General features: G+C 61.4%; 21 protein-coding genes. 4 read left to right on the top strand and 17 right to left on the bottom strand.

The window, feature by feature from the left end:
• Positions 1–38: 38 nt before the first annotated feature.
• Entirely contained in the window at positions 39–1220 is a 1182-nt protein-coding gene (locus tag AC07OO_RS08300) for a saccharopine dehydrogenase family protein (protein WP_495081573.1), read from the bottom strand.
• Between the two features lie 322 nt (positions 1221–1542).
• On the opposite strand from AC07OO_RS08300, the gene AC07OO_RS08295 reads away from it, so the two are divergent.
• Entirely contained in the window at positions 1543–2298 is a 756-nt protein-coding gene (locus AC07OO_RS08295; RefSeq protein ID WP_495081572.1) for a phosphate/phosphite/phosphonate ABC transporter substrate-binding protein, read from the top strand.
• A gap of 4 nt (positions 2299–2302) precedes the next feature.
• Positions 2303–4315 carry a PAS domain-containing sensor histidine kinase gene (locus AC07OO_RS08290; protein ID WP_495081571.1) on the top strand — a complete coding sequence of 671 codons (2013 nt, stop codon included), beginning with the start codon at positions 2303–2305 and terminating at the stop codon, positions 4313–4315.
• Between the two features lie 17 nt (positions 4316–4332).
• Here AC07OO_RS08290 and AC07OO_RS08285 read toward each other — a convergent pair whose 3' ends face one another.
• From AC07OO_RS08285 to AC07OO_RS08240, 10 genes are all read right to left on the bottom strand, one after another.
• Positions 4333–4644 (bottom strand): hypothetical protein, encoded by a 312-nt coding sequence (locus AC07OO_RS08285; RefSeq protein WP_495081570.1) that lies wholly within the window; start codon positions 4642–4644, stop codon positions 4333–4335.
• A gap of 18 nt (positions 4645–4662) precedes the next feature.
• Positions 4663–6414 (bottom strand): NHL repeat-containing protein, encoded by a 1752-nt coding sequence (locus tag AC07OO_RS08280; RefSeq protein WP_495081569.1) that lies wholly within the window; start codon positions 6412–6414, stop codon positions 4663–4665.
• A 212-nt stretch (positions 6415–6626) separates the two neighbouring features.
• Positions 6627–7616, bottom strand: a complete 990-nt coding sequence (locus AC07OO_RS08275) for a hypothetical protein (protein WP_495081568.1) — start codon at positions 7614–7616, stop codon at positions 6627–6629.
• 167 nt (positions 7617–7783) lie between these two features.
• A complete protein-coding gene (locus tag AC07OO_RS08270; RefSeq protein WP_495081567.1) occupies positions 7784–8209 on the bottom strand; it encodes a VOC family protein in 426 nt (141 codons plus the stop codon).
• A gap of 11 nt (positions 8210–8220) precedes the next feature.
• The gene (locus AC07OO_RS08265; RefSeq protein ID WP_495081566.1) at positions 8221–8595 is read right to left on the bottom strand and encodes a YciI family protein; all 375 of its coding nucleotides are present in this window, start codon (positions 8593–8595) and stop codon (positions 8221–8223) included.
• A 14-nt stretch (positions 8596–8609) separates the two neighbouring features.
• Positions 8610–9194: a YceI family protein gene (locus AC07OO_RS08260; RefSeq protein WP_495081565.1), complete on the bottom strand. Its 585-nt coding sequence runs from the start codon at positions 9192–9194 to the stop codon at positions 8610–8612.
• Positions 9191–9598, bottom strand: a complete 408-nt coding sequence (locus tag AC07OO_RS08255) for an SRPBCC family protein (protein ID WP_495081564.1) — start codon at positions 9596–9598, stop codon at positions 9191–9193. The genes AC07OO_RS08260 and AC07OO_RS08255 overlap by 4 nt, the downstream gene beginning before the upstream one ends.
• Positions 9599–9707: 109 nt before the next feature.
• Entirely contained in the window at positions 9708–10967 is a 1260-nt protein-coding gene (locus AC07OO_RS08250) for an RNA polymerase sigma factor (protein WP_495081563.1), read from the bottom strand.
• 165 nt (positions 10968–11132) lie between these two features.
• Positions 11133–12071, bottom strand: a complete 939-nt coding sequence (locus AC07OO_RS08245) for an ABZJ_00895 family protein (protein ID WP_495081562.1) — start codon at positions 12069–12071, stop codon at positions 11133–11135.
• 157 nt (positions 12072–12228) lie between these two features.
• Positions 12229–13179 carry an AraC family transcriptional regulator gene (locus tag AC07OO_RS08240; protein ID WP_495081561.1) on the bottom strand — a complete coding sequence of 317 codons (951 nt, stop codon included), beginning with the start codon at positions 13177–13179 and terminating at the stop codon, positions 12229–12231.
• A 116-nt stretch (positions 13180–13295) separates the two neighbouring features.
• Here AC07OO_RS08240 and AC07OO_RS08235 point away from each other — a divergent pair, with 116 nt between their 5' ends.
• The gene (locus tag AC07OO_RS08235) at positions 13296–14141 is read left to right on the top strand and encodes an SDR family oxidoreductase (RefSeq protein ID WP_495081560.1); all 846 of its coding nucleotides are present in this window, start codon (positions 13296–13298) and stop codon (positions 14139–14141) included.
• On the opposite strand, the gene AC07OO_RS08230 is transcribed toward AC07OO_RS08235, so the two are convergent.
• The gene (locus tag AC07OO_RS08230) at positions 14128–15099 is read right to left on the bottom strand and encodes a helix-turn-helix transcriptional regulator (RefSeq protein ID WP_495081559.1); all 972 of its coding nucleotides are present in this window, start codon (positions 15097–15099) and stop codon (positions 14128–14130) included. The two genes, AC07OO_RS08235 and AC07OO_RS08230, sit on opposite strands and share 14 nt — an antisense overlap.
• 104 nt (positions 15100–15203) lie before the next feature.
• Here AC07OO_RS08230 and AC07OO_RS08225 point away from each other — a divergent pair, with 104 nt between their 5' ends.
• Positions 15204–15815, top strand: a complete 612-nt coding sequence (locus tag AC07OO_RS08225; protein ID WP_495081558.1) for a glutathione S-transferase family protein — start codon at positions 15204–15206, stop codon at positions 15813–15815.
• Between the two features lie 104 nt (positions 15816–15919).
• On the opposite strand, the gene AC07OO_RS08220 is transcribed toward AC07OO_RS08225, so the two are convergent.
• From AC07OO_RS08220 to AC07OO_RS08200, 5 genes are read right to left on the bottom strand one after another with little or no spacing between them, the layout of a single operon-like run.
• Entirely contained in the window at positions 15920–16627 is a 708-nt protein-coding gene (locus tag AC07OO_RS08220; RefSeq protein ID WP_495081557.1) for a M48 family metallopeptidase, read from the bottom strand.
• Complete coding sequence (locus AC07OO_RS08215) at positions 16628–19894, bottom strand: type I restriction endonuclease subunit R (RefSeq protein ID WP_495081556.1); 3267 nt, start codon at positions 19892–19894, stop codon at positions 16628–16630.
• A complete protein-coding gene (locus AC07OO_RS08210) occupies positions 19891–20955 on the bottom strand; it encodes a PDDEXK nuclease domain-containing protein (protein WP_495081555.1) in 1065 nt (354 codons plus the stop codon). Before AC07OO_RS08210 ends, AC07OO_RS08215 begins: the two co-directional genes overlap by 4 nt.
• Complete coding sequence (locus AC07OO_RS08205) at positions 20952–22250, bottom strand: restriction endonuclease subunit S (RefSeq protein ID WP_495081554.1); 1299 nt, start codon at positions 22248–22250, stop codon at positions 20952–20954. Before AC07OO_RS08205 ends, AC07OO_RS08210 begins: the two co-directional genes overlap by 4 nt.
• Positions 22243–24819 (bottom strand): type I restriction-modification system subunit M, encoded by a 2577-nt coding sequence (locus AC07OO_RS08200; RefSeq protein ID WP_495081553.1) that lies wholly within the window; start codon positions 24817–24819, stop codon positions 22243–22245. Before AC07OO_RS08200 ends, AC07OO_RS08205 begins: the two co-directional genes overlap by 8 nt.
• Positions 24820–24940 lie beyond the last annotated feature (121 nt).

Here is a 24940-nt window from a genome sequence, read left to right as displayed (position 1 = left end):
GAATATGCCTTTGTTGCTCCTAATTTAGGAGTTTCCGGCTATTCCTCAACCGCAAATGTCAACCCTGCGTTCGCCTTCAGGCGTGTGATGAGCCGGGTACCCATGGCCGACGCGGGAGTCCAGATGCCGCCCTTGGTGTCGGTGGCGTCCTTGAGTAGGCACACCGCCGACTCGGCAATCATCTTGGACGTGGAGCCATAGCCGGGGTCCCGGTCGCCGGTCACACCCACGCGCACCGTGTGGCCCGCGGCGTCCTGGCCCAGGAATAGCGCGTCGTAGTGGCCCGCATCGCGCTCGGCCTTGGACGGGCCTTCGCCCGGCTTGGGGCCGTCGTCGGAATGCATGGACTTGTCATTGGCCAGCGCATTGGCGCGGGCCTCGCCCTTTTCGCCGGTGCCGGTGACGGTCATCTCGTCGTAGACAAAATCGGCGCCGTAGGGGTGGCCCAGCAAGAAGTTGGAGCGGTGCACGTTGCGGGTGTTGATGGCGGCCATCACAAAGGGGCCGACCCAAGCGCCAATGGCCTCGTCAAACAGCGGCTTGTTGCCAAAGGGCTGGGGCGGGCCTTCAAAGCCCGGCGTCAATGAAAAGGCGTTGCGCAGCAGGGCCATCTCGGCCGGGTTCTGCTTGGCGGAGACCATGGTTTCTTTCAGGCTGGCCGCCGTGCCGCCGGAGAAGGTGCCCTTGAGCTTGCGCACCCGCCCGCGCACGCGGTTGGCACTGGTGCCAAACTTGGCCTTCATCTCGTTTTGCAGCATCAGCACACCCAGGTCGAACGGGATGGAGTCAAAGCCGCAGGAGAACACGATGCGCGCGCCGCTGGCCTTGGCGGCTGCTTCGTGGGCGTCGATCATCTTGCGCATCCAGACCGGCTCGCCGCACAGGTCCACATAGTCGGTGCCCGAGGCGGCGCAGGCTGCCACCAGTTCATTGCCGTACAACTGGTAGGGGCCGACCGTGGTCAGCACCAGGCGGGTGCGGTCGGTCAGGGCCTTGAGGCTGGCCGGGTCTGTGCCCTCCGTGACGACCAGGGGTGTGTCGGCCGGGGCGCCGATCTCATCGCGCACGGCCGCCAGCTTTTGCGCACTGCGCCCGCCCATGGCCCAGCGCAGGCCGGCGTCGTTGCCGCCGTTGGGGTAGCGGGCCATCAAATACTCTACGACCAGGCGGCCGGTGAACCCGGTGGCGCCATGCACGACGACGTCGAATGCTTTGCTCATAGCGGTGCTCCTCATAATGGTCGGGCCAGTCTACCGAAAGTGCTTGGCCGCCGCATCCCCGCGCAGTCTCTGCGGAGACTCACCAGCCGTGCAGGCCCCTGCGGCACCGCTTGCCTTGCCGCGTGCGCAATGGTTACCATGTGCCCGATTCGGGAGTAAAGCGATGCGACAGTGGTGGACGGAGCTCGGCAAGGCTGTACGGTGTTGGGTTGGGTGGGGCTGGAGCGGGCTCTGGCTCGGGCTGCTGCTTGCTCCCGGTTGGGTAGCGGCGCAATCCGCTGGGGCACCACCCCCAGCTGAACCTGCACCCTACCGATTTGGTGTGCCGCCCTGGCAAAAGGATCTCAGCGGGGACGACATCAAGGGCTTTTACCGCCCCCTGCTGGACGAACTGCAGGCCAAATTGGGGCGGCGCATTTTGCTGGTCGGCGCGCGCGACTATGCGGAGATCACCCAATTGCTGGCCGACGGCAAGATCGATCTGGCCTCCATCTCCCCCGTACCCTATTTGTTGGCTCGGCAAAAGAACCCCGGCATCACGATGATATTGACCGAGCTGAGCTGGAATGCGGACCGCAGCGCCAAGCATGACTATTACGAGGGTTACATCCTCACGCTGAAGAGCCGTACCGATATCAACAAGTTGGAGGACCTCAAAGGCAAGAAGTTTGCCTTTGTAGCGCGTGAGTCCACCAGCGGTTTCATCGTGCCCAAGAATATGCTGGCCCACAAGGGTGTGGACTGGCAGAGCTACTTCTCGCAAAGCTTCTTCCTAGGCTCGCACCCTCGGGTGACGGACGCGCTGGTTGCCGGCAGCGTAGACGCCGCCGCCACCTGGGACTTCAACCTGAACCAGGCCATAGCCAAACATGGCGATGTGTTCAAGGTGCTGGTCAGCTCAGAGCACATACCCAATCTGGGCGTGGCGGTGCACCCGTCGGTCAGCGCGGCCGACCGGCACACCATACAGCAGACCCTGACCAAGATCGACCCCGCCAAGCTCAAGGGCCTCTCGGCCGCAGGCTATGTGGTGCGCTCGCCCGAATCCTATGACCGTATCAGTCGACTGCTAAACTGATTCGGTGAAAGCCGTTGCCAAGAGCACCTTCAACCGTCCGCTGAGCATACTCAACGGGCTGCTGCTACTGGTCTGGGTGCTGGCGGTGGTGGGCTGGGTCACGGTAGAGAACCTGCGCTACAGCGCCCTGGAGTGGGATCAGCAGCAACAGCACCAAACGAAGGCGGCCGATGTCTTGGCTAAAGCACAGGAAGAGGCGTTCGCGGTTGCCCATCTGTTGCGTAGCAACCAGTTGATCGTAGAGGGCCTGCAGTTCAGCGACCACAACAAACTCCTGGACACCAGTGTCCCCCTGCTCAAGCTGCCCCACGTGCAGCTTGCCAACATCTACGGTGCGGACGGCCGCATTGCGGTGCAATCCCACCGACCTGAAATCTTTGGCCAACCGGATGGGCTGCGCGCCTGGCTGCTCGACACGCTGGCCAAGGACCAGGCCCCGCAAGCCACGGCCGCCCTGCTGAACCAGCACCTGTACCTGCTGACCGGCGCACGGGTGGAAGACCTCAATGGCCTGGCGGGCTTCGTCGTCATAGGCACCCTGCTGGAAGACCAGTTCGACAGCAAGCTCGAAATGGCAACCGGCGTCAAAGTCAGCATCGATTTGGTAGCACCAGGCACCCCCGGCTCCGTACTACCGCAGGACCCCACCATGCACCAGGCCGTGGTGCTCCCCCCAGCACTGGCGGCTGCCGGGTTGCGGGTGGACCTGCAGGACCCGACCGGGACACTGCGCCAGTCCTGGCGCCAAAGCTTGCTGCTGGGGGTCCTGACTCTGTTGGTTGCGGGGGGCTTCATGCTGGCGGTGGCGGTGATCAGCTCGCGCGCGCTGGGGCGGTCGGAGCGCAAGCTGCGCATGGCCCGCGACGAGTCCGACGCCGCCAGCCAACTCAAAAGCGATCTGCTGGCCCGCGAGGAAGACCAGCGCCGCCGCCTGGACCTGCTGGTGCGCTGCTCCAATGTGGGCAGCTATGAATGGGATGCGCTTAGCAAGAAAGCGGTCTACTCCGCACGCCTGATAGCGATGCTGGGCTACGCGCCCGACACGGAAACCAGCCAATGGCGCGCAGCCCAACTCATAGACCCGCGGGACCGTGCGGACGTGGCAGCGCGTTATGCGGCGCTAGTCGACCCCACCGACGGGACAGAACTGGTCAGCCAAGTGGAGCCCTCCGACTTCAGGCTGCTGCGCGCAGACGGTGGCACCGTGTGGGTCCACAGCGATGCCATCTCCGTGCGCGACGCTAGCGGGGTAGCGCAGAAGTTTCTGGCCTCCTTCATCGACATCACGCCGATTCTGGCGGCCGAGGAAGACACCCGCAACGCCTTGGTGCGCCAGCAGCAGCTCAACGAGTTGCGCTCACGCTTCGTGGCCATGACCAGCCATGAATTCCGAACACCGCTGGCCACTATTTTGTCGTCGGCCGAGCTCCTGAAGTACTACGGCGCCCGTTTACCGGAGGACGAGCAGGCCGGCATCATTGACAGCATAGAAGCCGGTGTGCGACGCATGACGCAGATGCTGGACAAAATATTGAACATTGGTAAGGCCGAAGCGGGCATGCTGGAATTCCGTCCCGGCAGCATCCATTTGCGCACTGTTTGCCAGGCGATTGTGGACAACGCCAAGCTGCAGCAACCCCAGCACACGGGAACGGTGGTGGCGGAGTTTGACTTCGCCGACAGTGAAGGTGTTTTTGACGAAAAGCTGTTGCGCCATATCTTCGACAATCTGTTGTCCAACGCGCTCAAGTACTCACCGGCGGGTGGGGAGGTGCGCTTCTCGGTCCGGCGCGAAGGCGAGGCCATGGTCTTTCAGGTGCAGGACAACGGCATTGGCATCCCCGCAGAGGAAATGGCGGACTTGTTTTCGACCTTTCACCGCGCCAGCAATGTGGGCGATATTCCCGGCACCGGTCTGGGGCTGGCGATTGTCAAAAACTCCGTTGATCTGCACGGGGGCACGATCCACGCCAGCAGCACGCCGGGTAAAGGCACTTGCTTTACGGTGCGGCTTTAAGGAGCGGTGTGCGTTAGTTAGGTTGTGTCTGTCGTAAGCCCTGCCAGCAGGGCCTCGCCCCAGTCCCAGGGGCCGATCAGGGTCAGTGTCACGGTGGTCCATTCGCCACCGTCCTCGGCCTGGGTGTGCAGGTCTGCGTCCCACACACCACCTTCGTCCAGCGGGCCACGCGGGCCGGGGCGGTTGGCCTCTGCCCAGTCCAGTACATGCTGCACCTCGGCCTGCAGGGCGGAGCGCTGTGCTGCGCGCACGCTGGCCATGGCCTCCCAGGTGCCATTGCCCTCGCCGTCGTCGCTGGCGTCGAAGATCAAGTACTGCAGGGCCGTCATGGATGGCAGGACGCGGGCTTAGCGAAAGAGGGGGTAGAGGTTGACCAGCACCAGGATGGCCAGCAGCGCCAATAGCGTCGCCCGGAACAGCAGCGGGCGGTTCTTGACGGCCTGCCAGGCCAGCGCCTGGTCGTTGACCAGGTTGTCCGCCGGCAGGCGGGCCAGCACGGCGCGGTTGAACAAGTCCATGTCAAACATGGGGGTGCCCTGCTTGTGGCGCAGGGCGCCCATGCGGAACCGCACGGTCTTGTGCCCCAACAGCAGGGCATTGGTCGATGCATAGGCCTCTACCAGTGGCGCCACGCACACCATCTTCTCGCCCTGGAACCAGGCCAGCTTGTTCTGGCTGACCCGCAGTTCACCGGGGCGCAGAAGGTCTCGCCAGACCACAAACAGGCTGACCAGGGGGATGACAAAAATGAGCAAAAGCAGGGGCGGGGGCTTTCCCTGCCGGAAGACCAGCCCCAGATCCACGGACATCAGCCGGGGCAGGACAGTCAGCGCCAAGATGAAGAGCAGCAACCCAAAACCCAAGGCCCACATTTGCTTGCGCACCTCGGCCCGGTAGCGGGGCGTTTGTTGCAGCACCATGGGGAACTGCAGTGTGTCCCCCTCATGGCTGAGCGTCGCCAGGGCTGCCTTGTCTTCGCCGTCGAATTGGCCGGGCCGCTTGGGCTTCTGGCCGAAGAGCAGGCCGAGGATCAAGCCCAGCGCGATGACTGCGCCGCCGGCGACCAGCGCGCCGGTCTTCCACAGCGTGCTGGTCCGGCCCAGCTCTTGCAGGGGCTGCAGTTCGCCGCGCAGGCTGGCGTCGCCAAACTCACCAAGATCGCGGCCTTGGGCGTCGATGTGGTGCAGCTTGACCAGGGTGTAGTCGGCGGCCAGGGCCGTGTTGTCGCCCAGTGCTTCGAGGATGAGCGGGTCGGCATCGTCCTGCAGTGCGGCCCTCGCCACCGGGCGCTGCTGGGCGTCAAACACCAGCACGTCGCCATCCTTCTGCCCCTGCTTGACGGCCAGCATCCACACCGTGCCATCGGGGCCGAAGGCCGCATCGGTGACCTTGCCGCGGCCCTTGCGGGCCTGGCCATGCTCGGCGGACGTGAGGCTGCGCAGCAGTTGCATGGGCTGGCCGGGGGTGACGCGCAGCCAGCTCAAACGGCGGTGGTCGTTGTCGGCCACGGCCAGCGTGTTGTCGCCCAGGTAGCGCAAGCGGTTGGGGAAAGAGAGAGGCAGGGTGTTGGAGTCGGTGCTGGCCAGGGACTTGCCATTCAGGTCAAACACCTGCACATGGCCGCCCTTGGCATCGGCGATGAAGACGCGCTCACCGATGCGGTCTACCGCCAGGTGCACGGCCAGCGAGCGGGCGTTGGACTTGAGCTGCGAACCCGACATCGCGGTGCGGCAGTCCACCAACTGGGCCTGTGCCTCGCTCCAGGCGCAGCGCAGCACGCGCGGCTCGGAGGCATCGTCAAAGAACCAGGCCTCTACGCGCTGTTGGGCGTCCACCGTCCAGTCCATGTCGTTGGGGCTTTCGGTCAGGCCCAGCGTTTTCAAGTCTTGGCGCGCCAGGCGCTTGCCCTGGGCATTGAGCACATGCAGGGCGTTGTTGGCGACGACGGCCACCCGCTCGCCCTGCGGCGTCTGGACGACGCGCATCGCGGCGATGTTGTCATCCGGCTTGACCATGTTTTGGCCATGCAAATAGGCCGCCAGGCTCAGTGCAAAGCCAATGAGGATGGGGATAGCCAATTGCCATTCGCGTTTGGTCATGGTGGGTGTGCCCTCGCCGTTGCTGATGTTGTTATGAAGAAGGCGCCTAGTTTGCCCCAAACGCGGATGCGCCCGCAACGGCATTCCGCCTAGTTCTGCTAGGGGCATTTAAAGAAAATGGGCTGCTAGCCCTCGTCGGTGCTACGCAATGCACTATCAAATTCATAGTAATCCGGGTTGTGCAGGGCCCCCGCCACCGCACAGCCTCTGTGCTAACGCGGGCAGTTGTCGGCGGCCAGCGTGGGCACGACGATCCGTTGGCCGGGGTCGGTGACGTCGTACACCGTTTCCGTGCAGGTGCCACTCATAGACTCGGCATAGCTCACCGCATACTCCACGGCATATTTCTTGGCGCCCTGGGGCGTGAATCGGAATGTGAGCGGGCCGCAGGTGCGCCGCACGCGGCGGGTCTGGCTTGCGCTCAGAGCTCCGTTGCTGCTGAGGTCTATATTGGTAAATCCGGAGGACGCGATCTGGATCTGAACCGGGCGCAGTGCGGGGATGCGAAACACGGCGGCGTTTGGCAACAAGGCTTTGGGCTCGGCCCTGCGCTCGGCCGAGGTCATGTTGGGGCCTTTGGCGTTCCAGTCCTTCACCTCTTGCTCTCGCGCGGCGATCTCCGCATCGGTCCAGTTGGCGATGCGTGCCACTTCGTCGTACTTGCCGCAGGCATGGGTGTCGTCGGTCTTGCGGAATGACACGTTGTCGGACGCGCCGGTGGACCGGAAGTGCAGCTCGGCAACGGCTTCGGGGGCGGTCACTTCGCCCTTGGCTGTCAACTGCATGCCGTAAACGGCCTTGGCCCTGCGGATGATTTCGCTGACCCAGACCATGGTGTTCTCGTGGATGTAGCGCTTGCCGTCGCGGTCTTCGGAATAGTTCAAATTCTTGCTGGTGACGTAGTTGGCCTTGAAGCCCGCGCCGTCGTAGGTGAACAGGAAGGAGATGTAGTACTGGTTTTCCTTGTTGAGCTCCAGCTGCAAGGCGCCGGGTGTGTCGGATTCGACCTTGATACTGATTTCCGGGCGGAAGGTCTCCGCCGCATACAGGATGTAGCCGCGCATCTGCTCCGGTGTGCGGGGGGCTTTGGTGTCAAACACTGTGCCCTGCTCGATGAGGGGGACGGTGGAGGCGGCCCATGCGCTGCCCATTGTGAGCAGGGAGGCGAGCAGCAGGGCGATGGGGGCGAATTTTGGGGTCATAGATGGGGGGATGGTGCGCCGGCCGGGCTGGCAAGCGATCAGATGGCCCCCATTTTAGGGGCTGGCCTGTGGCGGGATGCCCACGCAAAAATAGGCAACCAGCCCTCATCCCATATGAGAAAGACGCTACTGATTTGGTAGCGGCTCTCTTGTGGTGGCGTGCAGGCTCAAGCTTTGGCTTCAGCGCCCGGCATCGCGGCCGGGTCCATCCACATCGCGCCCCAGATATGCCCGTCAGGGTCCGCCATGTCGCGGCCATACATGAAGCCCATGTCCTGTATCGGGTTGATGTCGGCGATGCCGCCATGGGCCGCAGCCGCTGCGTTCATCGCGTCCACTACCGCCTTGCTTTCGCAGGACAGGTTGAACCCCACCTCGCTGGACGTGGACGGCGGGATCGGCCGGGTGGTGAAGGTGCGCCACTTCTCGTGGGTGAGCAGCATGACGCTGATGGTCTCGCTCCAGACCATGCAGGCGCCCGTGGGGTCGCTGAACTGGGCGTTCTGTGTGAAACCCAGGGCCGTGTAGAAAGCCACGGACTTGGCCAGGTCGACCACGGGCAGGCTGATGAAAATTGTCTTCGTGTGGGTCATGGTGTGACTCCTCAGAGGCTTGTCTGGGTGACGGGCGTGAACGACTGGAATCCGTTGACATCCAGTTCCCGCACGGGCCGCACCTCGATGCTGCCGTGCTGTATTGGCGGTATCTTGCTGGCCAGGCGGATGGCGTCGTTCAGGTCCTTGGCTTCCAGCAGGTAGAAGCCCGCTAGTTGCTCCTTGGTTTCGGCAAAGGGGCCGTCGGTCATCGACAGCTGGCCGTTGCGCACGCGCAGCGTGGTGGCGGTCTCCACCGGGTGCAGGGGTTCGGCGGCCAGCAGGTGGCCGCTGGCCTGCAGGCCCTTGGCGGCCTCAAAGCACACGGCGTCGGGGCAGGCGCTCCACTTCTCTTTGGAGAGGTAGACGAGGCAGAGGTACTTCATGGCAGGTTCCTCTTTTACTGCGCCGCGATGGCTTCCACCTGGATGCGCAGGCCCACATCCATGTTGAAGCCATAGTCCTTGCCCGCAGACAGGCCGAAGGCGTCTCGGTTGAACGTGCCGCTGGCGTCTGCGCCACACAGCTCGCGCTTGAGCATCGGGTGGGGGACACACTTGAAACGGTGGATGGTGAGGTTGACCGGGTGCGTTTGGCCATTGAGCGTCAGCTCACCGCTGACCTGCGTAGGGCTGCCATCCACAAACTTTTCCAATGTGCCTTTGTATGTTGCGCGGGGCGACTTCTTCACGTTGAAGAAGTCTTTGCCAGTCGCCCAGGTGTTCAACGCGGGTAATCCGAAATCGATGGAAGCCAAATTAATCGCGATCTCCACCGTGCCGGTTCCGGCGGCCTTGTCCAGCACCACGGTGCCGGCGTTTTTGTTGATCTTGCCCCGCCAGACCGAGATGCCCATGTGGTCGGCCTCAAAACTGGGGAAGGTGTGGGTGGGGTCAATGGTGTAGCTGACCGGTGCCGCCAGTGCGCAGCCGGATGCAACCAGGGCCAGCGCGGCCCCTATCGCTTTTAGAGTGGACTTGTTCATTTGGAGGTCTCCACGTGTTGGGCGAATTTGTTGAGGATGGATTGCCAGCCGAAGCGCTGTTGTTCAATCGGGTGTTCGGTCTCGGCATCAAAGGTGGACCGCACGGTGACGCCATCGGCCCCCTCGATAAATTCGACGGTACCGGTGCGGTCGCCAAAGGCGTATTCGATGCGCTGGTTGGGCACGACCTTGGTGTAGGTGCCGGCAAAGTCAAAGCCAAAGCTGCCGTCCTTGGCCTCCATGCGTGACGAGAAGGCACCGCCCTCGCGCAGGTCGACGGTGGATTTGGTGGTGTGCCAGTCGTCAGACGCGGCGTTCCACTGCACGATGTCGGCCGGGGTGGTGTAGGCGCTCCAGACCTTGGCGACGGGCGCGTGGATAAGAGTTTCAACCGTGATTTGCATTTGGGAGGGCTCCTTGGGGTTGGTTGCCGGTGTGCGGCAGGTTTTAAAACAACTAATCGAACGGGCCGCGGCCTTTTCGACATCCACAGAAAAATATTTTTGAAATTAATTAATGGGTGAGCTCTGCCAGCCGCCGCTCCAGAAAGCGGCGCTCGGGCTCCAGCTGCACCAGGGCCAGGGCCGCCTGGTAGGCGGCGCGCGCCTCGTCCCAGCGCTGCAAGCGGCGGCACAGGTCGGCCCGTGCAGCGTGGGCCAGGTGGTAATCCTGCAGGGCAGGCAGTTTCAAAAGATCATCCACCAGCGCAATGCCCTCTGCATGCCCTCTGTGCATGGCCACAGCGACCGCGCGGTTGAGCGCGACCACAGGCGAAGGCTCTATGCGTAGCAGTTCGTCGTAAAGCCCGACGATCTGGCCCCAATCGGTTTGGTCGGCGGTTGTGGCCTCTGCATGCACCGCGGAAATGGCGGCCTGCAAGGCATAGGGGCCAATGCCGGGCATCTGCAGGGCTTGCTCCACCAGGGCACAGCCCTCGCTTATCAGGCCGGCTTGCCAGAGCGCGCGGTCCTGTTCCTCCAGCGGTACCAGGTTGCCCGCCGTGTCGGTACGCGCAGCGCGGCGCGACTCGTGCAGCAGCATCAGCGCCAGCAGACCATGCACTTCGGCCAGGGGCGGTGGCGGCAACACGGTGGCAATCAGCCGCATCAGGCGTATGGCTTCGTGCGACAGGTCTGCCCGGGTCAGCAGCGCGCCGGATGATGGCGAGTAGCCTTCGTTGAACACCAGGTAGAGCACCCGCAGCACGCTGGGCATGCGTTCGGCCAGCTCATCCGCCTCGGGCACACGGTAGGGGATTTTTGCGTCTCGGATCTTGGCCTTGGCGCGCACAATGCGCTGCGCCAGCGTGGGCGCAGGCGTCAGGTAGGCGCGGGCGATCTCTTCGGTGGTCAGGCCACAGACCTCGCGCAGCGTGAGCGCTACCTGGGCATCGGGCGCAAGGGCCGGGTGGCAGCAGGTGAAGATCAGGCGCAGCGAGTCGTCTTCCAGCTCGGCGGATGACGCGTCGGCGGCAGGCAGCGTCTCATCGGCAATCGCATCCAGCGGCTGTTCCATGGTTTCGGTGGACGTGAAACGTGCCTGCCTGCGGATGCTGTCAATGGCCTTGAAGCGCCCGGCCGACACCAGCCAGGCCGTGGGGTTGGCTGGCACACCCTGCTCGGGCCACTGCTCCAGCGCGGCGCGAAAGGCTTCGTGCAGGGCTTCTTCGGCCAGATCGAAGTCTCCCAGCAGGCGCACCAGCGTGGCGAAGACGCGCCGCGCATCGCGGCGGTAGATGTGGTCTATCGCTTGCAGGGTGTCGGCTGTGGGCATCTCGCAAGAATATCGCACGCGGCACGCTTAAGCGCGCCCCTGGCCCTGTGACTGCTTCATTGACTTTGAACCGGTCGGCGGCGTCCGAATAGCGCGTAGGCTAGGGACTTAACGTTGCCTCGGTAGTTAAAGATGCACGCCATGGTTGTGCTCACACCGAGGTGGCTACCGGGTTGACCATGGTCGATGGCAGAGATACGCGATAAGCGGAAAGGCAAACATGGGAAGGACTATGAGTAGTCCCAGAACTCCCTTGCGCGGGTAAACCTGAGGCTGAATGACTCCAGCTTGAGCGCCAAGCGCAAATGACCTTGCGCGGCGTTCCAAAGTATCACAACTGAGTGCTTGCTCACCTGTTCGATACGGTGAGAGTTCAGTACCCGTCTTGGCGTCTTGCCAGACAAAAAATTTGACGAAGAAGCGTGAATTCATCGACTGCAAATTCCGTTCAACACTTTCAGCCAGTCGCGGCAGTAGCTGAGGGCATGGCTCAGCGGCAACAATCTCAAAAGACGGTGTTTGGACGATCGTCTTCACCGCAAGCCCAATGATGATTGCCGCCCACACAGCGGAGATTGTCAACGATGTCCTGACCCAGCGAGGTGTCGCATTTAGCGTAGAAATAGACCCAGCGCTGGAACCAGAGCCGACTTGGCCACCGCCGTTGTTATGCATTTTTCGCTGTTTATCAGCGAATGTTTGCTTTGCATACCAAGTGAAGGCCCAGCGAACAGCGAAGTATGAAATTGCAATCATCACGATGATCGCCATGATTAAGAACGCGCCGAGTACTCCTGCCTGAAAGAGCTTTCCCAGACTTTTCAGACTGTTAAATGCATTTATGTCACCTGATGCCGCCACCATAGCTGCTGACAGCACCACAACACTGACGAGTGACTGCCAGGCAAAGGAGGTCGCTTCCGTAGCGCTGGGAAGTCGAGCATTTCGCTTGACAAAGAAATGGGCTGAGAAGAACGCGCCAGCGAGCAACGGCGCTATTCCCAATATGGCGGCACTCTTGAGACTTAACAGGCTTGCAACAATTAAGAGTAAGCAGGCGCTGACAGAGTAGGCAGCCAGAAACAGAAAGACGAAGCGGCGCATCGAACCTCTCAGCGAAATCCAAAGTATAGAGGTGTCTTTGCAAATGATCGGCTTCGTTCCACGCGTTAGTCCGTTCAGGCAGAGGGGTGTCGCGAGCGGTGTGGGGCCTACTCATTCCGCAAAAATGTCGCAAGCGACGCTGCGAAAGAGCTTGGCGTCAGGCAATCCGCCAGGCCAGCGACCTATCCTGCATATCCTGCCTACGAAAGTCCCGCGGCGCCACACCCACGGTGCGCTTGAACACCTTGGAAAAGCTGAACGCATCGGTGTAGCCCACCTCTTGCGCGATCTGCTCCAGTGAGCGCTCCGACTCGCTCAGCGCGGCCATGGCTTTTTGCATGCGTACCGTGCGCAAATAGTTGAGGGGCGTGTTGTCCATGGATTCGCGAAAGCGCTCGGCCAGGCTGGTGCGCGACAGCCCTGCATGCTGTGCCAACGCGTCCAGCGACCAGGCGCGGGCGCAGTCGTCGTGCATGGCTTGCACGGCTTTCATCACCTGCGGGTCCTGGATGCCGTGGCTCCAGCAGGGTGGTGTGTCTTTGCCCTGGCGTTGCAGCATCTCGCGCATCAGCAATACAAAAATCACGTCCAGCAGGCCGTAGACCAGGGTTTCGCTGCCCAGCGCGCCCAGCGTCAGCTCCTGCTGCAGCAGTTGCATGCTGTGTGCGATGGCAGGGGGGTAGGGACCATCCTGTGTGGTCAGCACCAGCCAGTCGGGCATCTCGGCAAAGAAGGGGTGCACGGGAGTGTGCCAGAACTGGTAGGCGCCGCTGATGAGTGCGTTCTGCGGCACAGCGCTATCAGACGCACCCGCTTCGGGCGCGGGCCATGCGTGGTCCAGGGCCACTGTTTGCACAGCGCCCAGGTCTTCATGGGTGCTGACAAAGTGCACGCAGCCGCGCGCCATGATCGCCATGTCTCCGGCCTGCAGACACAGGGGTTGGGGCAGAGATGTGGAATGCAAATACACCTGCCCGGCAGTGACCACGTGCAAGCCCATGCTGCGTTCGCACGGGAACTGCAGGGCGGTGGCATCGCGCAGGTGGCGTTGGTCCAGAAGCCGGCGGCGCAGGCCTGCCTGGCGGAAGATGTCGGTCAATAGATCCATGGGAAGAAGTGCTGGTTTTGTACTATTGGACATGAAAAGCGTATTTTTGTCTATTCGTAGTACGGATGTTTGGGCGGATCATTCGCCCATCAACCACTCTTCCTTAGGAAATGAATATGTCCCACACACTCGTCATCGGTGCCAACGGCACGGTCGGTTCTGAACTGGTGCGCTTGCTGCGCGCGGCAGGGCACAGCGTGCGCAAAGCCACCAGCCGCCCCGTCGCCGACGCCGCCACCGAGGTCCACCTGAACCTGGTGACCGGCGCCGGCCTGGACACTGCGCTGCGCGGTGTCAGCAAGGTGTTCATGCTGTCCCCACCCGGCTATACCAACCAGGACGAACTGCTCAAGCCGGTGATTGACGCTGCCAAGGCGCAAGGGGTGCAGAAGGTCGTTTTCATGTCGGCCATGGGGGCCAATGCCGATGACAACGCGCCCATGCGCAAGGCCGAGCTGCATCTGGAGGCCTCGGGGCTGGCGTACAACATCATCCGCCCCAACTGGTTCATGCAGAACTTCAATACCTTCTGGATCCAGGGCATTCTGGCGCAGGGCAAGATTTTTCTGCCGGTGGCCAACGCCAAGGGCAGCTTCATTGATGCCCGCGATATCGCCGCCGTGGCGGCGCGGCTGCTGAGCACAGATGACTTCAACAACCGCGACTTTGACCTGACCGGCGGCGTGGCGATGGACCACGATGCGGTGGCCGCCATTTTGTCCAAGGCCACCGGCCAGACGATCACCTACCAGGACATCCCGGAGGGCGATATGCGCAGTGCCTTGTTGCAGGCGGGCTTGCCACCGGCCTATGCCGAGTTTTTGCTGATGATTCTGGGTTACTTCAAGTTGGGCTATTCCGAGCGCACCACAGATGCCGTGCAAACCTTGCTGGGCCGCCCGCCCATCACACTGGAGCAGTACGCCGCCGACCACCGCAGCGCCTGGGTCAAGGCCGCCTGACCACGCTGCGCATGAGCCGCTGTCCTGCCAGTGCCAGCCGGTCCCGCAGGATCGGCGGCTCCAGCACCTCGAACTCGACATCCAGCACCATCAGCCAGTAGACGAGTGAATCGATGGCATGGGCGCCGCATTGCAGCAGGCAGCGCTCTGCGTTGCCATCGACCGCCTCCAGCCGCGCGGATGTGGCCGGTATGCGGGCGGCCATCTGGGCCAGTGGCGCGTGCAGGATCACCCGGGCCTGCTCGGCATCGGGCGCAATGACCAGGGAGCGTGCAACAAAGCCACGCAGATCGCCGCCATCGGGGCCGACGCGCGGCGCAAAGTGCCCGCCGACCGCTACGCCGCCGGCAATGCGGTCGATGCGGAAGGTGCGCCAATCGCTGCGTGCCAAGTCCCAGGCCACCAGATACCAGCGGCTGCCGGTGTGGACCACGCCCTGTGGCTCTACCGTCCGCCGGCTGGGCCCGCCCTTCGCATCCACATAGTCGAATGCCAGGCCCAACTGGTCGCGGCAGGCACCGGCGATATCAGTCAGCAGGCCAGCATCCACGCTGGGCCCGACTGCATCTAGCGCGTGCACGGCCGAGCGCAGCGCATCGGCGCGCTGGCGCAAGCGCAGCGGCATCAACTGTTCGAGCTTGACCATGGCCTGCAGCGCGTGCTCTTCGATGCCACCGACCCGGCCGGAGGCGGCGGTGCGCAGGGCGATGGCGACGGCCAGCGCCTCGTCATCGTCCAGCAGCAGCGGCGGCAGGGCCTGGCCCGGCCGCAAGGCATAACCACCCGCAACGCCGCTGCTGGCTGCAACCGGATAGCCCAGCGCGCGTAGCCGGTCGATGTCCCGCCTCAGGGTGCGCGCATGCACGGCCAGGCGCTCGGCCAGCTCGGGCCCGGCCCAATGGCGCCGGGTTTGCAGCAGGGACAGCAGGCGCAGCAGTCGTGAGGAAGCACTCAACATATCTGGCCACTATAGCCACGATTGAGGGCCGAATTTGTCCGCAATGCTTTCTACAGTGACACCGTCATCGGCGCTGTGCCGGTGTTTCACAAGGAAAACACACTATGTCCTCCATCGTTTTGTACTGGCATCCCATGTCCAGCGCCTCCCCTGTTGCCTGCGCTCTGGCCGAGCTGGGCCTGCCGCACGAGCGGGTCAAGATCGACATCCGGGCCGGCGAGCAGCACCGCCCGGACTTCCTGGCCCTGAACCCGAATGCCAAGGTGCCGACGCTGACCGTCGACGGCGCGCCGATGTTCGAGGCGCTGGCCATCCAGCTGTGGCTGGGCGAGACCTATGGCGTGGAGCGCGGGCTGTGGCCGGCGGCCGGCACACCCGAGCGCCTGCAAGCCCTCTCGTGGTGTGCCTGGGCCTATGTCAGTTATGGCGCGGTGTTGACGCGTCTGCACCGCGCGACCCTGGGTGACGAGGCACTGCGCAGCAGCGCCCATGCCGACGCTGCCAAGGCTGAGCTCAATGCACTGCTGGCCCTGCTCGATGCCAGGCTGGCGCGCCAGCCCTGGATGCTGGGTGACACGTATTCGCTCGTGGACCTTCTGGTGGGATCGGTGATGGGCTACAGCGCCTTTATCGGCGCCCCAGTGGCCGACCATGCCCACGTGCAGCGATGGCTGGGGCGTGTCCAGGCGCGGCCGGCGATGCAGGCCGGGCGCTAATTCCAGATTGGCCGCTAGCCCTCGTGGAATGTGCGTAATCTGCTCCTAAATCAGGAGCGGTTTACGGGGGCTTCCATCAGGCCGATGTTTTGGATATCGGGCACTCAAAGGTCCAAGTGCGCCCCACGCTGCCGCAACCATTCCTTGCGTTCGCGGTAGTTTGGTAACACTTTGTCCACTTCATTCCAGAACGCGTCCGAGTGGTCGCGGTGCCGCATATGGCAGAGCTCATGCACCACGATGTAGTCAATCACTGTGAGCGGGGCCATCAAGCACTTCCAGTGAAAGTGCAAGTCTCCGTTTGGCATGCAACTGGCCCAGCGAAACCCCAAGTCCTTCACCTGCACGTTGCCCGCTGTGACGCCCACACGGGGTGCAAGGTGAGCCACCCTTTGTTGAATGCGTGGCAAGCCTTTGTCTCTGAAGAAAGCTTCAAACGCTTTTTGGGCTGCATGTTTGCCACCCTTCGCAACGACCGAGCGAAGCAACTGAAAGCGCCCGTCTTTGAGTTGGAGGGTTGTGTCCTGCTCCTCCACCAGCAATAGGCGATAACTGCTGCCCAGATACAAGAATGACTCGCCGTTGACCCACTCTCGCACCACCTTGGTGGCGTTGAGGTCGCGCCATTCCGCAAGGTTGCGGTAGATCCACATGCGCTTGGAGAACACGGTTGCGTCCACCTGCTCGGGCGTCATGCGCAGCGGGGGGCGCACGCTTACCATGCCGTCCCGCTCAATAACGATGTCGGTGGTTCGTCGCTCTGCACCCGGCAGCAACTGGTACTGAATGTCTTGTACTTGGCGCACTTGCATTTACGCCTCCTTTGCCTTGTCGCCACGTATCAGTGCTTCGTGGCGATTTTTAGCTAATTTCATCACTTCAACGGTCACACGTTCGCGGTTGGTCTTGAGTTCTTCAATGCTCGCCTTCGCAATTTCAGTCTTGATGGCACCGCGTACACGTTTCTGCTGGTCCGCGTTCATCCAAAAATCCAGGCTGCCAATGGTTTCTTGCAAGACCTCGACCAACTTTTCCATCAAAACCTTGAGTGCAGGCGCGTCAGCGTCGGGCACCCTACCATCCGCAAACCCTACCTGCACAATGTGCTCAAAGAAGGTAGTGGCCTCGCGGCCCATGCCGTTACTGCCTTGCTTGCGGCCTGCTACGGCTTCCGTACGCAGCTCGGCAAGCTTTTCTGCCAGCAAGTCCCATTGCTCGTGGTGCTTTTCTATCAACGCATCCACCTTGGCGGACAGGCTCTTGAAGAATGCTGGGTCTTCGTCATGGTGCACCGTGCAGTGCTTGCGAATGGCGTGCTCCATTTCGCTGGCCTTGGCCGCGGCGTTCTTTCCCGCGTGGGCTGCCAGCTTCTCCATAAAGTCCGGTGCCAGTAGCTCCACGGGTTCCACTTTGGGGTTGATGCCCAGGCTGATCAGGTGCGCATTGATCAGCGCCTTCACCTTTTCGCCCGCGTTGCCCAGGTTCAGGCTGGTGTCTTTGTAGCGCTCCTTGGTGACTGCCAAGATGTAGCCAAACCGACGCGCAGGCACGCGGTAGGGCTGGGCAGATGCATGCGGCAACACGATGTCCATGCTCATCAAAAACTTCTTCAAGTACACATCAAAATCGGCGCGCTGCCTCTCGTTCTTGAGTGCGCTGACCGCCGCGTGTACCACCGCAGCTTCTGCCTCTAGGTCGGGGAGATCGCCGTTGACAAACTGTTTGATGTTCTGAACGCCTAGGGCATCGAAGTGCTGAAGCAGCCGCTGGTAGCGTTCTTCCAACACTGGCAGCTCTGTGCTGATGCTTTGCAGACCACTTTGTAGTTCGTCCAGCTCGTCACTGGCGGCGTAAATGGTCAGTGCCTCGGTCAAGTGGTTGGCTAGGCCGATGTAATCCACTATGTAGCCACGCTTCTTGTCACGCGACACACGGTTGGTACGTGCGATGGCTTGCAAGAGTGTGTGTTCACGCAGCTTTTTGTCGATGTACATCACCTGCTCGATCGGCGCATCAAAGCCGGTGAGCAGCATGTCGCACACAATCAAAAAGGCAATACCGGTGTTGATGGCATCCGGGTCGTCCTGGTTGAACGCCTTGCAAAAGTTGCCGGTTGCGTTCAGGCGAACGGCTTCCTTGCGCGCTTGTGTCACAAAGGCTGCCTCATTCGTGCCGTCCGACGAAATCACCACCGCGGTCTTCAAGAACTTCAGCCGCGCAATCAGCTCGGCGTCTGGCGCTGCCCTTTGCCCCTCTTTGGCGATGCGTTCATTCAGCGCGGTGCGTATGCCGTTTTGGTAGCGAATGCATGCCAGCTTGGAGTGGCACACGACCTGCGCCTTGAAGCCATTGGGCAAGATGTTGTCCACATAGTGGGTTACCAAGTCCTTCGCAATGGCATTGATGCGGTTTTCTGCTTCCAGCAAATCACCCGTGGCGCCATACTTTTTCTTGATGGCCAGCAAGTCCTCTGCACTGCGTTCCTTGAACAAGTCTTCAAATGCCGTGTCAAACGCATGTTTTTCGTTGAGGGCTGTGTCTGCCGTCTTGCCTTCGTAAAGGATTTGCAGCGTAACCCCATCGTTCACGGAATCCATCAACTTGTACTTGTCGATGTACTCGCCAAAGCGCTTGTGCGTCTTGCGTCCTGCATGCCGTTCGGTAATCAGCGGCGTGCCGGTAAAAGCGATGCGCGTTGCATTGGGGAAGGCCTCAAACAGGTTGTCCCCCAAGTCAGACCCCTGCGTGCGGTGCGCTTCATCCACCAGCAGAACAATGCGCGCCGACGCATTCACCACGCCAAAGGGTTGCCCCGAAGGTATGGCCAAGTAGGTGCCCAAGGCCTCGGCCACGGTGTTGGTCAGTGTTTCCTTGCGCTCCTGAAACTTGTGCACCATCACCATGTTCACGTCCGAGCTGTCGGTGCCCAATTGGTGACGCAATTCACTGCGGGTTTCAATCACATTCACCCGCGCACCGATGAGAGTGGCCGTCTCTCCCAACTGCTCTTCCAGGTCTTGCCGGTCGTTCACCAGCACAATCTTGTAGTCGTTCAGGTCGCTACTGCTGCGCAGCATGCGCGCCAAGAACACCATGGTCAGCGACTTGCCGGAGCCTTGCGTGTGCCACACCACGCCGCTGCGCTCCAGGCTGGTGGCGCCCGTGCGCAAACGTTGCAGTATCTTGGCCGCCGCGCGGTACTGCTGGTAGCGGCACACCACCTTGATGCGCGGGCCGCCGTCAGTGTCCATGAACAGGGCACTGGTGCGCAGTATGTGCAGCAGGTTGTGCCGGGTAAGCATGCCCGCTACCAGGCGCCGCTGCGCGCTCATGCCCTCCAGCGCCGCATCGTCTTGCGGATAGAGCGTCTTCCAGTCGTAAAAGTGCTCTTCGCTGGAGGTGATGGTGCCGTAGTCGGCCTCCAGCCCACAGCTGCGAATCAGCAGCAGGTTGCTGTGGAACAGCCGTGGCTCCCCTTCGCGCAGGCCCGCGGCTGCCGTCTCGGGGCGCTTGCTCATGTAGCGCTGCAATTGCACAAAAGCCTCCGCCATGGGGTTGGCGCAGGTCTCCGAACCCTTTTTACACTCCACCACGCACAGTGGTATGCCATTCACCAGCAACACAATGTCCGGAATGATGAACGCCTTTACGCAGCCTGGCGTGTCAATGCGGAACTGGTTGATGGCGTGAAACGTGTTGTTCTCAGGGTGCGCAAAGTCAATCAGTTGCACTACCGGGTCGGCCTCGCCCGTGGCCTCGTTCACATCGACCTGGGCCTTGAACAGCAGGGCCTGAATGGCCTCGTTGGCCTCCAGCAGCGTGCGGTTGGGTTGGCGCAGCAACTGACTGCGCAGGTCATCCAACTGGCGGTCGGTGAGCCAGGGCGTGCCGTTGGGCAGGGGATTGATGCGGCGCACCGCCTCATCAAACACACCGGGCAGCAGCCATTCACGGAACGTGGTGCGCAGGCTGGCCGCCGGGTCTTGGGGGATGTTGGCGCAGCCCTGGTCCACCACCGTCCAGCCCTGGGCGGCGAGTTGCTGCAAGAAGGGGCGCTCTACCTCGCTGTATTCGCTCATGGCAAGCCCACTACATCCCCGTCTTCGTCGTCTGTCAACTCCCGCTCCAACTGTTCAATGCTGGGCAGGCTGGTTTTCAGGGTGGCAGGCAAAGACTCAACCAGCTGATACTCGGCCACCCCCATGGGCCGGGAGGAGTCGCGCAGAGCGTATTCCGCCACCACCTTGTTCTTGCTTTTGCACAGTAGCAGGCCAATGGTGGGGCCGTCTTGCTCGGCCTTGACTTGCGCATCGACGGCGGCGAGGTAAAAGCCCAGTTGCCCCAAATGCTCGGGTTTGAACTTGTCGGCTTTTAATTCAACCACCACATAGCAACGCAGCTTGAGGTGATAGAACAGTAGATCGAGGAAAAAGTCGTCACCCCCAACTTCCAGTGGCACCTGTCGGCCTACATACGCAAAGCCTGCGCCCAGCTCCAACAAAAAGCGGGTGATGTGTTGCACCAAAGCAGATTCCAGTTCGCGTTCATGGGCCTCGCTGCCAACCCCCAGAAAGTCAAATACATAAGGGTCTTTGAGCGTTTGATGCGCCAAGTCCGAGCCAGCCTCAGGCAAGCGGTCTGCAAAATTGGTCAAGGCCTTGCCTTCACGCTCTAGCAAACGGGTTTCGATATGAATCGTCAACATGGCTCGCGACCAGCCATGCTGGATGGCTCGGTCGGCATAGGCCAGGCGCAATTGAGGGTCCTTGAGCTTGGTAAGCAGCACCAGGTTATGTCCCCAGGGCATTTGTCCAACAGCCTGTTGGACAATTTCAACACTGGGCCATGCTTCGGCAAAAGCGCGCATGTACATCAGGTTGGCGCGTGAAAACCCCTTCATGTCCGGGAACGCCGTGCGCAGATCATGCGCCAGCCGCTCAATCACCTTGGCGCCCCAGCCTTCGTTGCTTTGGCGTGCCAGAATGTCGTGGCCAATGTGCCAGTACAGCGCCACCAATTCCCGGTTGACGGCTAGCGTCGCACGCTGCTGGGCGGTGTGGATGCGGTTCTTCAGGTCCGCCAGCCACTGGGCGTAGCCGCTGGGCGGTGGGGTCAAGGACACCGGACGCTCTGGAGTCATGCCATTAGCTCCTTGTGTTCAGCATCTACCGAGACCGGCACTTTGCCGGTGAGTAGGTCTTGCATGAGGCCGAGTTTCTTCGCTTTTAATTTTTCAAGGTCTTGGTGGAGCGAATTCAATTTGATACTAACGCCGTTGAGCTTTTGAGCAGCGATCGACTGCTCATATACGGCGGGGAACGGAATGGAAACTTTGCTGATGAAGTCGACCCCCAACGTAGGAACCCCCGAATTGGAGTTCATCGTCCTGTCAATCGCACCAAGAAACCAAAATGAACGAGCGGCCCACAGTAACCATTGGGCATCAATGTCATCCGTCTTTGGCTTAAATAGCACAACGGTGTGACTAAAGACCTTTTTGACCTCACCATAGCGCCGGGCTAGACCGATTCTCCCTTTTCGAGCGAAGACGACATCACTAGCTTCAAAGCAGCAACGATTGTTTTGGTCTACGTAAGACTGATGCGGAACAGCAATGGCTCGCGATAGGTCGAAGTTGTCGGTGCCGTCGAAATTCTCTGTCGAGCAAATTGGGACACCTTCAGCTACTTCGTTCGGGTAACGATGACTCGGGTTGGGGTCGATGATCTGAACCTGAGAGCCATAGTTAGCAACGCGCCACTCCCTCGGAATCCATCCAATCGCCGTTTCCTGGTACAGCTCGGGCGCTTGTTCACGGGGTGGGCGCAGTTGGCCGTTGGGGAGCACGCCACGCGTGAAGAGGTCGTGCATCAGGCCGGCTTTGATGTGCTGGTATTTCTCGATCAGCGCTTCGGTTTGTTCGATGGCGGTGTCGATGGTGCCAAGAACTTTTCCGATTGCACGTTGAGTTTTGAAATCAAAGGCTGGAACTTTGAGGCGACGAACATCGGATGAGTTGATTGCCGGATAGTTTGACCCTACAGCATGGCTCTCAATTTGCTTGCCTAGATCATCACTCAACAGCGCAGAGAGAAGAAAATAAGCATCGACATTTTCTTTAGCGCGCAACACGGCAAAGCCCGTGGATGCGATGTACGGCCCATCGGCTAATCGGCAATAAGCGAATGCTTTGAGATTGGGGCGTACCGTGGAAACGATCACATCCCCGTCCCTGAGTATTTTCCTTGCTCGGCTCGGCGCATTAGCAAATTCGATGAAGTCAGACGGAAGCGTCAACTTTCCGCTGGAAGCGCACGAAATATCGACGTACTTAAACTTGTATCGTGGGCTTGTGGACTCACGCAAAGCTTCAGGATCAATTTCAGCCAGCGAGTCCAAGCGCACACTTCGCTCGGTTTGTAGTGGGTCACGCATACCCCAACTCCACCAAAAACTTCTGCAACTGCTCCGCCGCCGCATCCCGCTGCGCCTCAATCTGCTTGGCGGTCACCGCGTATTTGCGCCACAGGTTTTCCACCGCCGCCACGCAAGCCCGCTGGTCGGCGCGCAGGTAGTGTTGGAAGTTGGCCATCAGCACCTGGCCCAGGCGCTGGATGATGATGATGCGGGCCTCATCCGTACTGATCTTTTTGCGGGCTTGCTCCACCAGCGCGTCGCGCTTCTCGGTGGTGCTTTTGATGTGGGCCTTGAGGGTTTTTGCCTCGTCTTCCAGCGCCTTGTGGCGCTTCAGTTGTGCTTCGATACGCTCGGCTTCTTCGGCAAAGGTCTTCCAGTCACCCAATGCTGGGTCGCGCTTGGCGGTCTTGGACATGCCTTTAGCGTCTTTGAGTGAGGTTTTTAGCGACTTCACGTCGTCGGCAGGCAGCACGCCCGTGTCTTCGGTGTCTTCAAAGTCTTCTTCGCTGGCGGCGGCGAACAGGGCTTGCAGTTCGGCCAGACGGGCGTATTGGCTCTCCAGCTCGGCCAACACCTGGGGGAACTGGCTTTGCAGGATGTCGTCGTCGGGGATCAGCTCCGGGCCCCAGCCGCTGGCTGCAATGGATTTGAGGTCAGACGCCAGGCTTCGGTAGAAGTTGGCAAACGCGCCCCTGATTTGATAGCGCGTGAGCAAGGTTTGACGAGGGCTAGCGGCGGATTCTTCATTGGGCGCCCCGCAGAAGCTGCGCTCCAGGTCTTGCAGCAGCGCGGCGCGCACGGCGTACACGTTGCGCCGGGTGGCGTGCTGGTTGGTGGCGTCGGGGGCCAGAGCTTCGATGATGGGCAGGTGCGCTTGCCACCATGCCCCCAGCTGCTGCATGAACTGACTCTGGGCCTGCTGCACGCCGGGGTGCTGGGCGATGTGGTCCGCAATGGCACGTTGGCTGTGCAGGGCGGGGGTGAAGTCGGCATAGTGGGTGCCATGTTCGGGAGCTGCGCGCAGCGAGAAGCAGCTATCGATGAGGCCGGGGTAGTTTTGCCAGTAATGGACCAGGTTGCCGATTTCGTTGACCGGCACGCCGCCGTGCAGGTGGGCGCGCACGTCGTGCGGCTCGGGCGGTGGAGCGTTGTCCACATAGCGGCGGATGTTGCAGTTGTAGTCGTCTGCCTTGATTTCGGCCACCGGCACACGGCGGGCGTAGGCGGTGATGTCTTGCCCCGCGCGGTAGGCGTGGACAATTTTGTCGATGTCTTCGGCGCGCAGGTGGTTTTGTGCCTTGCCTTCGCGGTATTCGCGGTCGGCGTTGATGAAGAGCACATGGTTGCGTTGCGCCGCGCCCGCCTTGTTGAGCACCAGAATGCAGGCCGGTATGCCGGTGCCATAAAACAGGTTGCCGGGCAGGCCAATGACGGCTTCCAGGTAGCCGCTGTCAATGAAGTGTTTGCGCGCCTCGCGCTCTTCGCCACCGCGAAACAGCACGCCGTGGGGCATGACGGTGGCCAGGCGGCCATCGGCCTTGAGCACCGCCAGCATGTGCTGCACGAACATCAGGTCGGCCTTCTTGCCCTTCTCTGGCATCCACACCGGAAAACGGCCGGGGAATTTAATGTCTTTCTTGAGGTAGTTTTGGCTGAATGGGGGGTTGGCCAGCACGCGGTCAAAGCGGCGGAGTTGGCCATTTGCGTCCTGGTGCTGGGGTTCGCGCAGAGTGTCTTGCTGGCGGATGTCTGCATCAGGGATGCCGTGCAGCAGCATGTTCATCTTGCAGATGGACCAGGTGGTGCCCATCTTCTCCTGGCCAAAGAGGGGGACGTTGGTAGCGTTTTGGCCTTTCTCGCGCACGTAGTCGCGTACCTGGATGAGCATGCCGCCGGACCCCACCGTAGGGTCATACACGCGCATACCATCGGCGGGATCGCAGATTTCTACGCAAATGCGCACCACTTCGGCCGGGGTGTAAAACTCGCCCGCTTTTTTGCCCGCAGAGTCGGCAAAGTACTTGATGAGCCATTCGTAGGCTGCGCCCAGCAGGTCGGGGAATTCGAAGTCGCTGTCTTTCAGCGGAATTTTGTCGAAGTTCTGGATGAAGTCCACTAGCGTGTCGTCGTCCAGCGTGGTCTGGCCAATTTTGCGGTTGAAGTTGATGGTGCCCTTGAGCACGTCTTGCAATGCGTCGGCGTTGTCGTCTTCCAGAGCCTCCAGCGCCTTGTTGAGCATGGAGCCGACGTTGACCTTGGTGTGCTTCAGAGCGGGCTGGCGGTTGCCGGATTCATCGATCCATTCGTCGCTCCAGCGGGCGCGGGGTGGCACGTAGAAGTATTTGCCAGAGTACTGGTCTTTGTCTTCCAGGTTCAGCGCAATGTCGGCCGCACGCAGGCCAGCGGCTTTGCCCTCGGCCTTGATGGCCTCGCGCCGTTCGTCAAACAGGTCGCTGGCACGCTTGAGGAACAGCATGCCGAAGATGTATTCCTTGTACTCACTGGCGTCCATGTTGCCGCGCAGCGCATCGCACGCGGTCATCAGCAGGTTTTCGAGGCGGGAGAGGGTGAGTTTTGCGGCAGACATGGGGGACGATGGTACCAAGCCGCAGTGGGGCGTATGCCCCAAAAGCAAACGGCACCCGAAGGCGCCGTTCTGTAGCGAGGGGCAAGTGCCAAATCGGCCGCTAGCCCCGTGGAATGCTCGT

The organism is Rhodoferax sp. GW821-FHT07G04 (assembly GCF_059418585.1).
The sequence above is the reverse complement of the archived record's forward strand: the minus strand, read 5'-3'. Positions and strand labels throughout refer to the sequence as shown.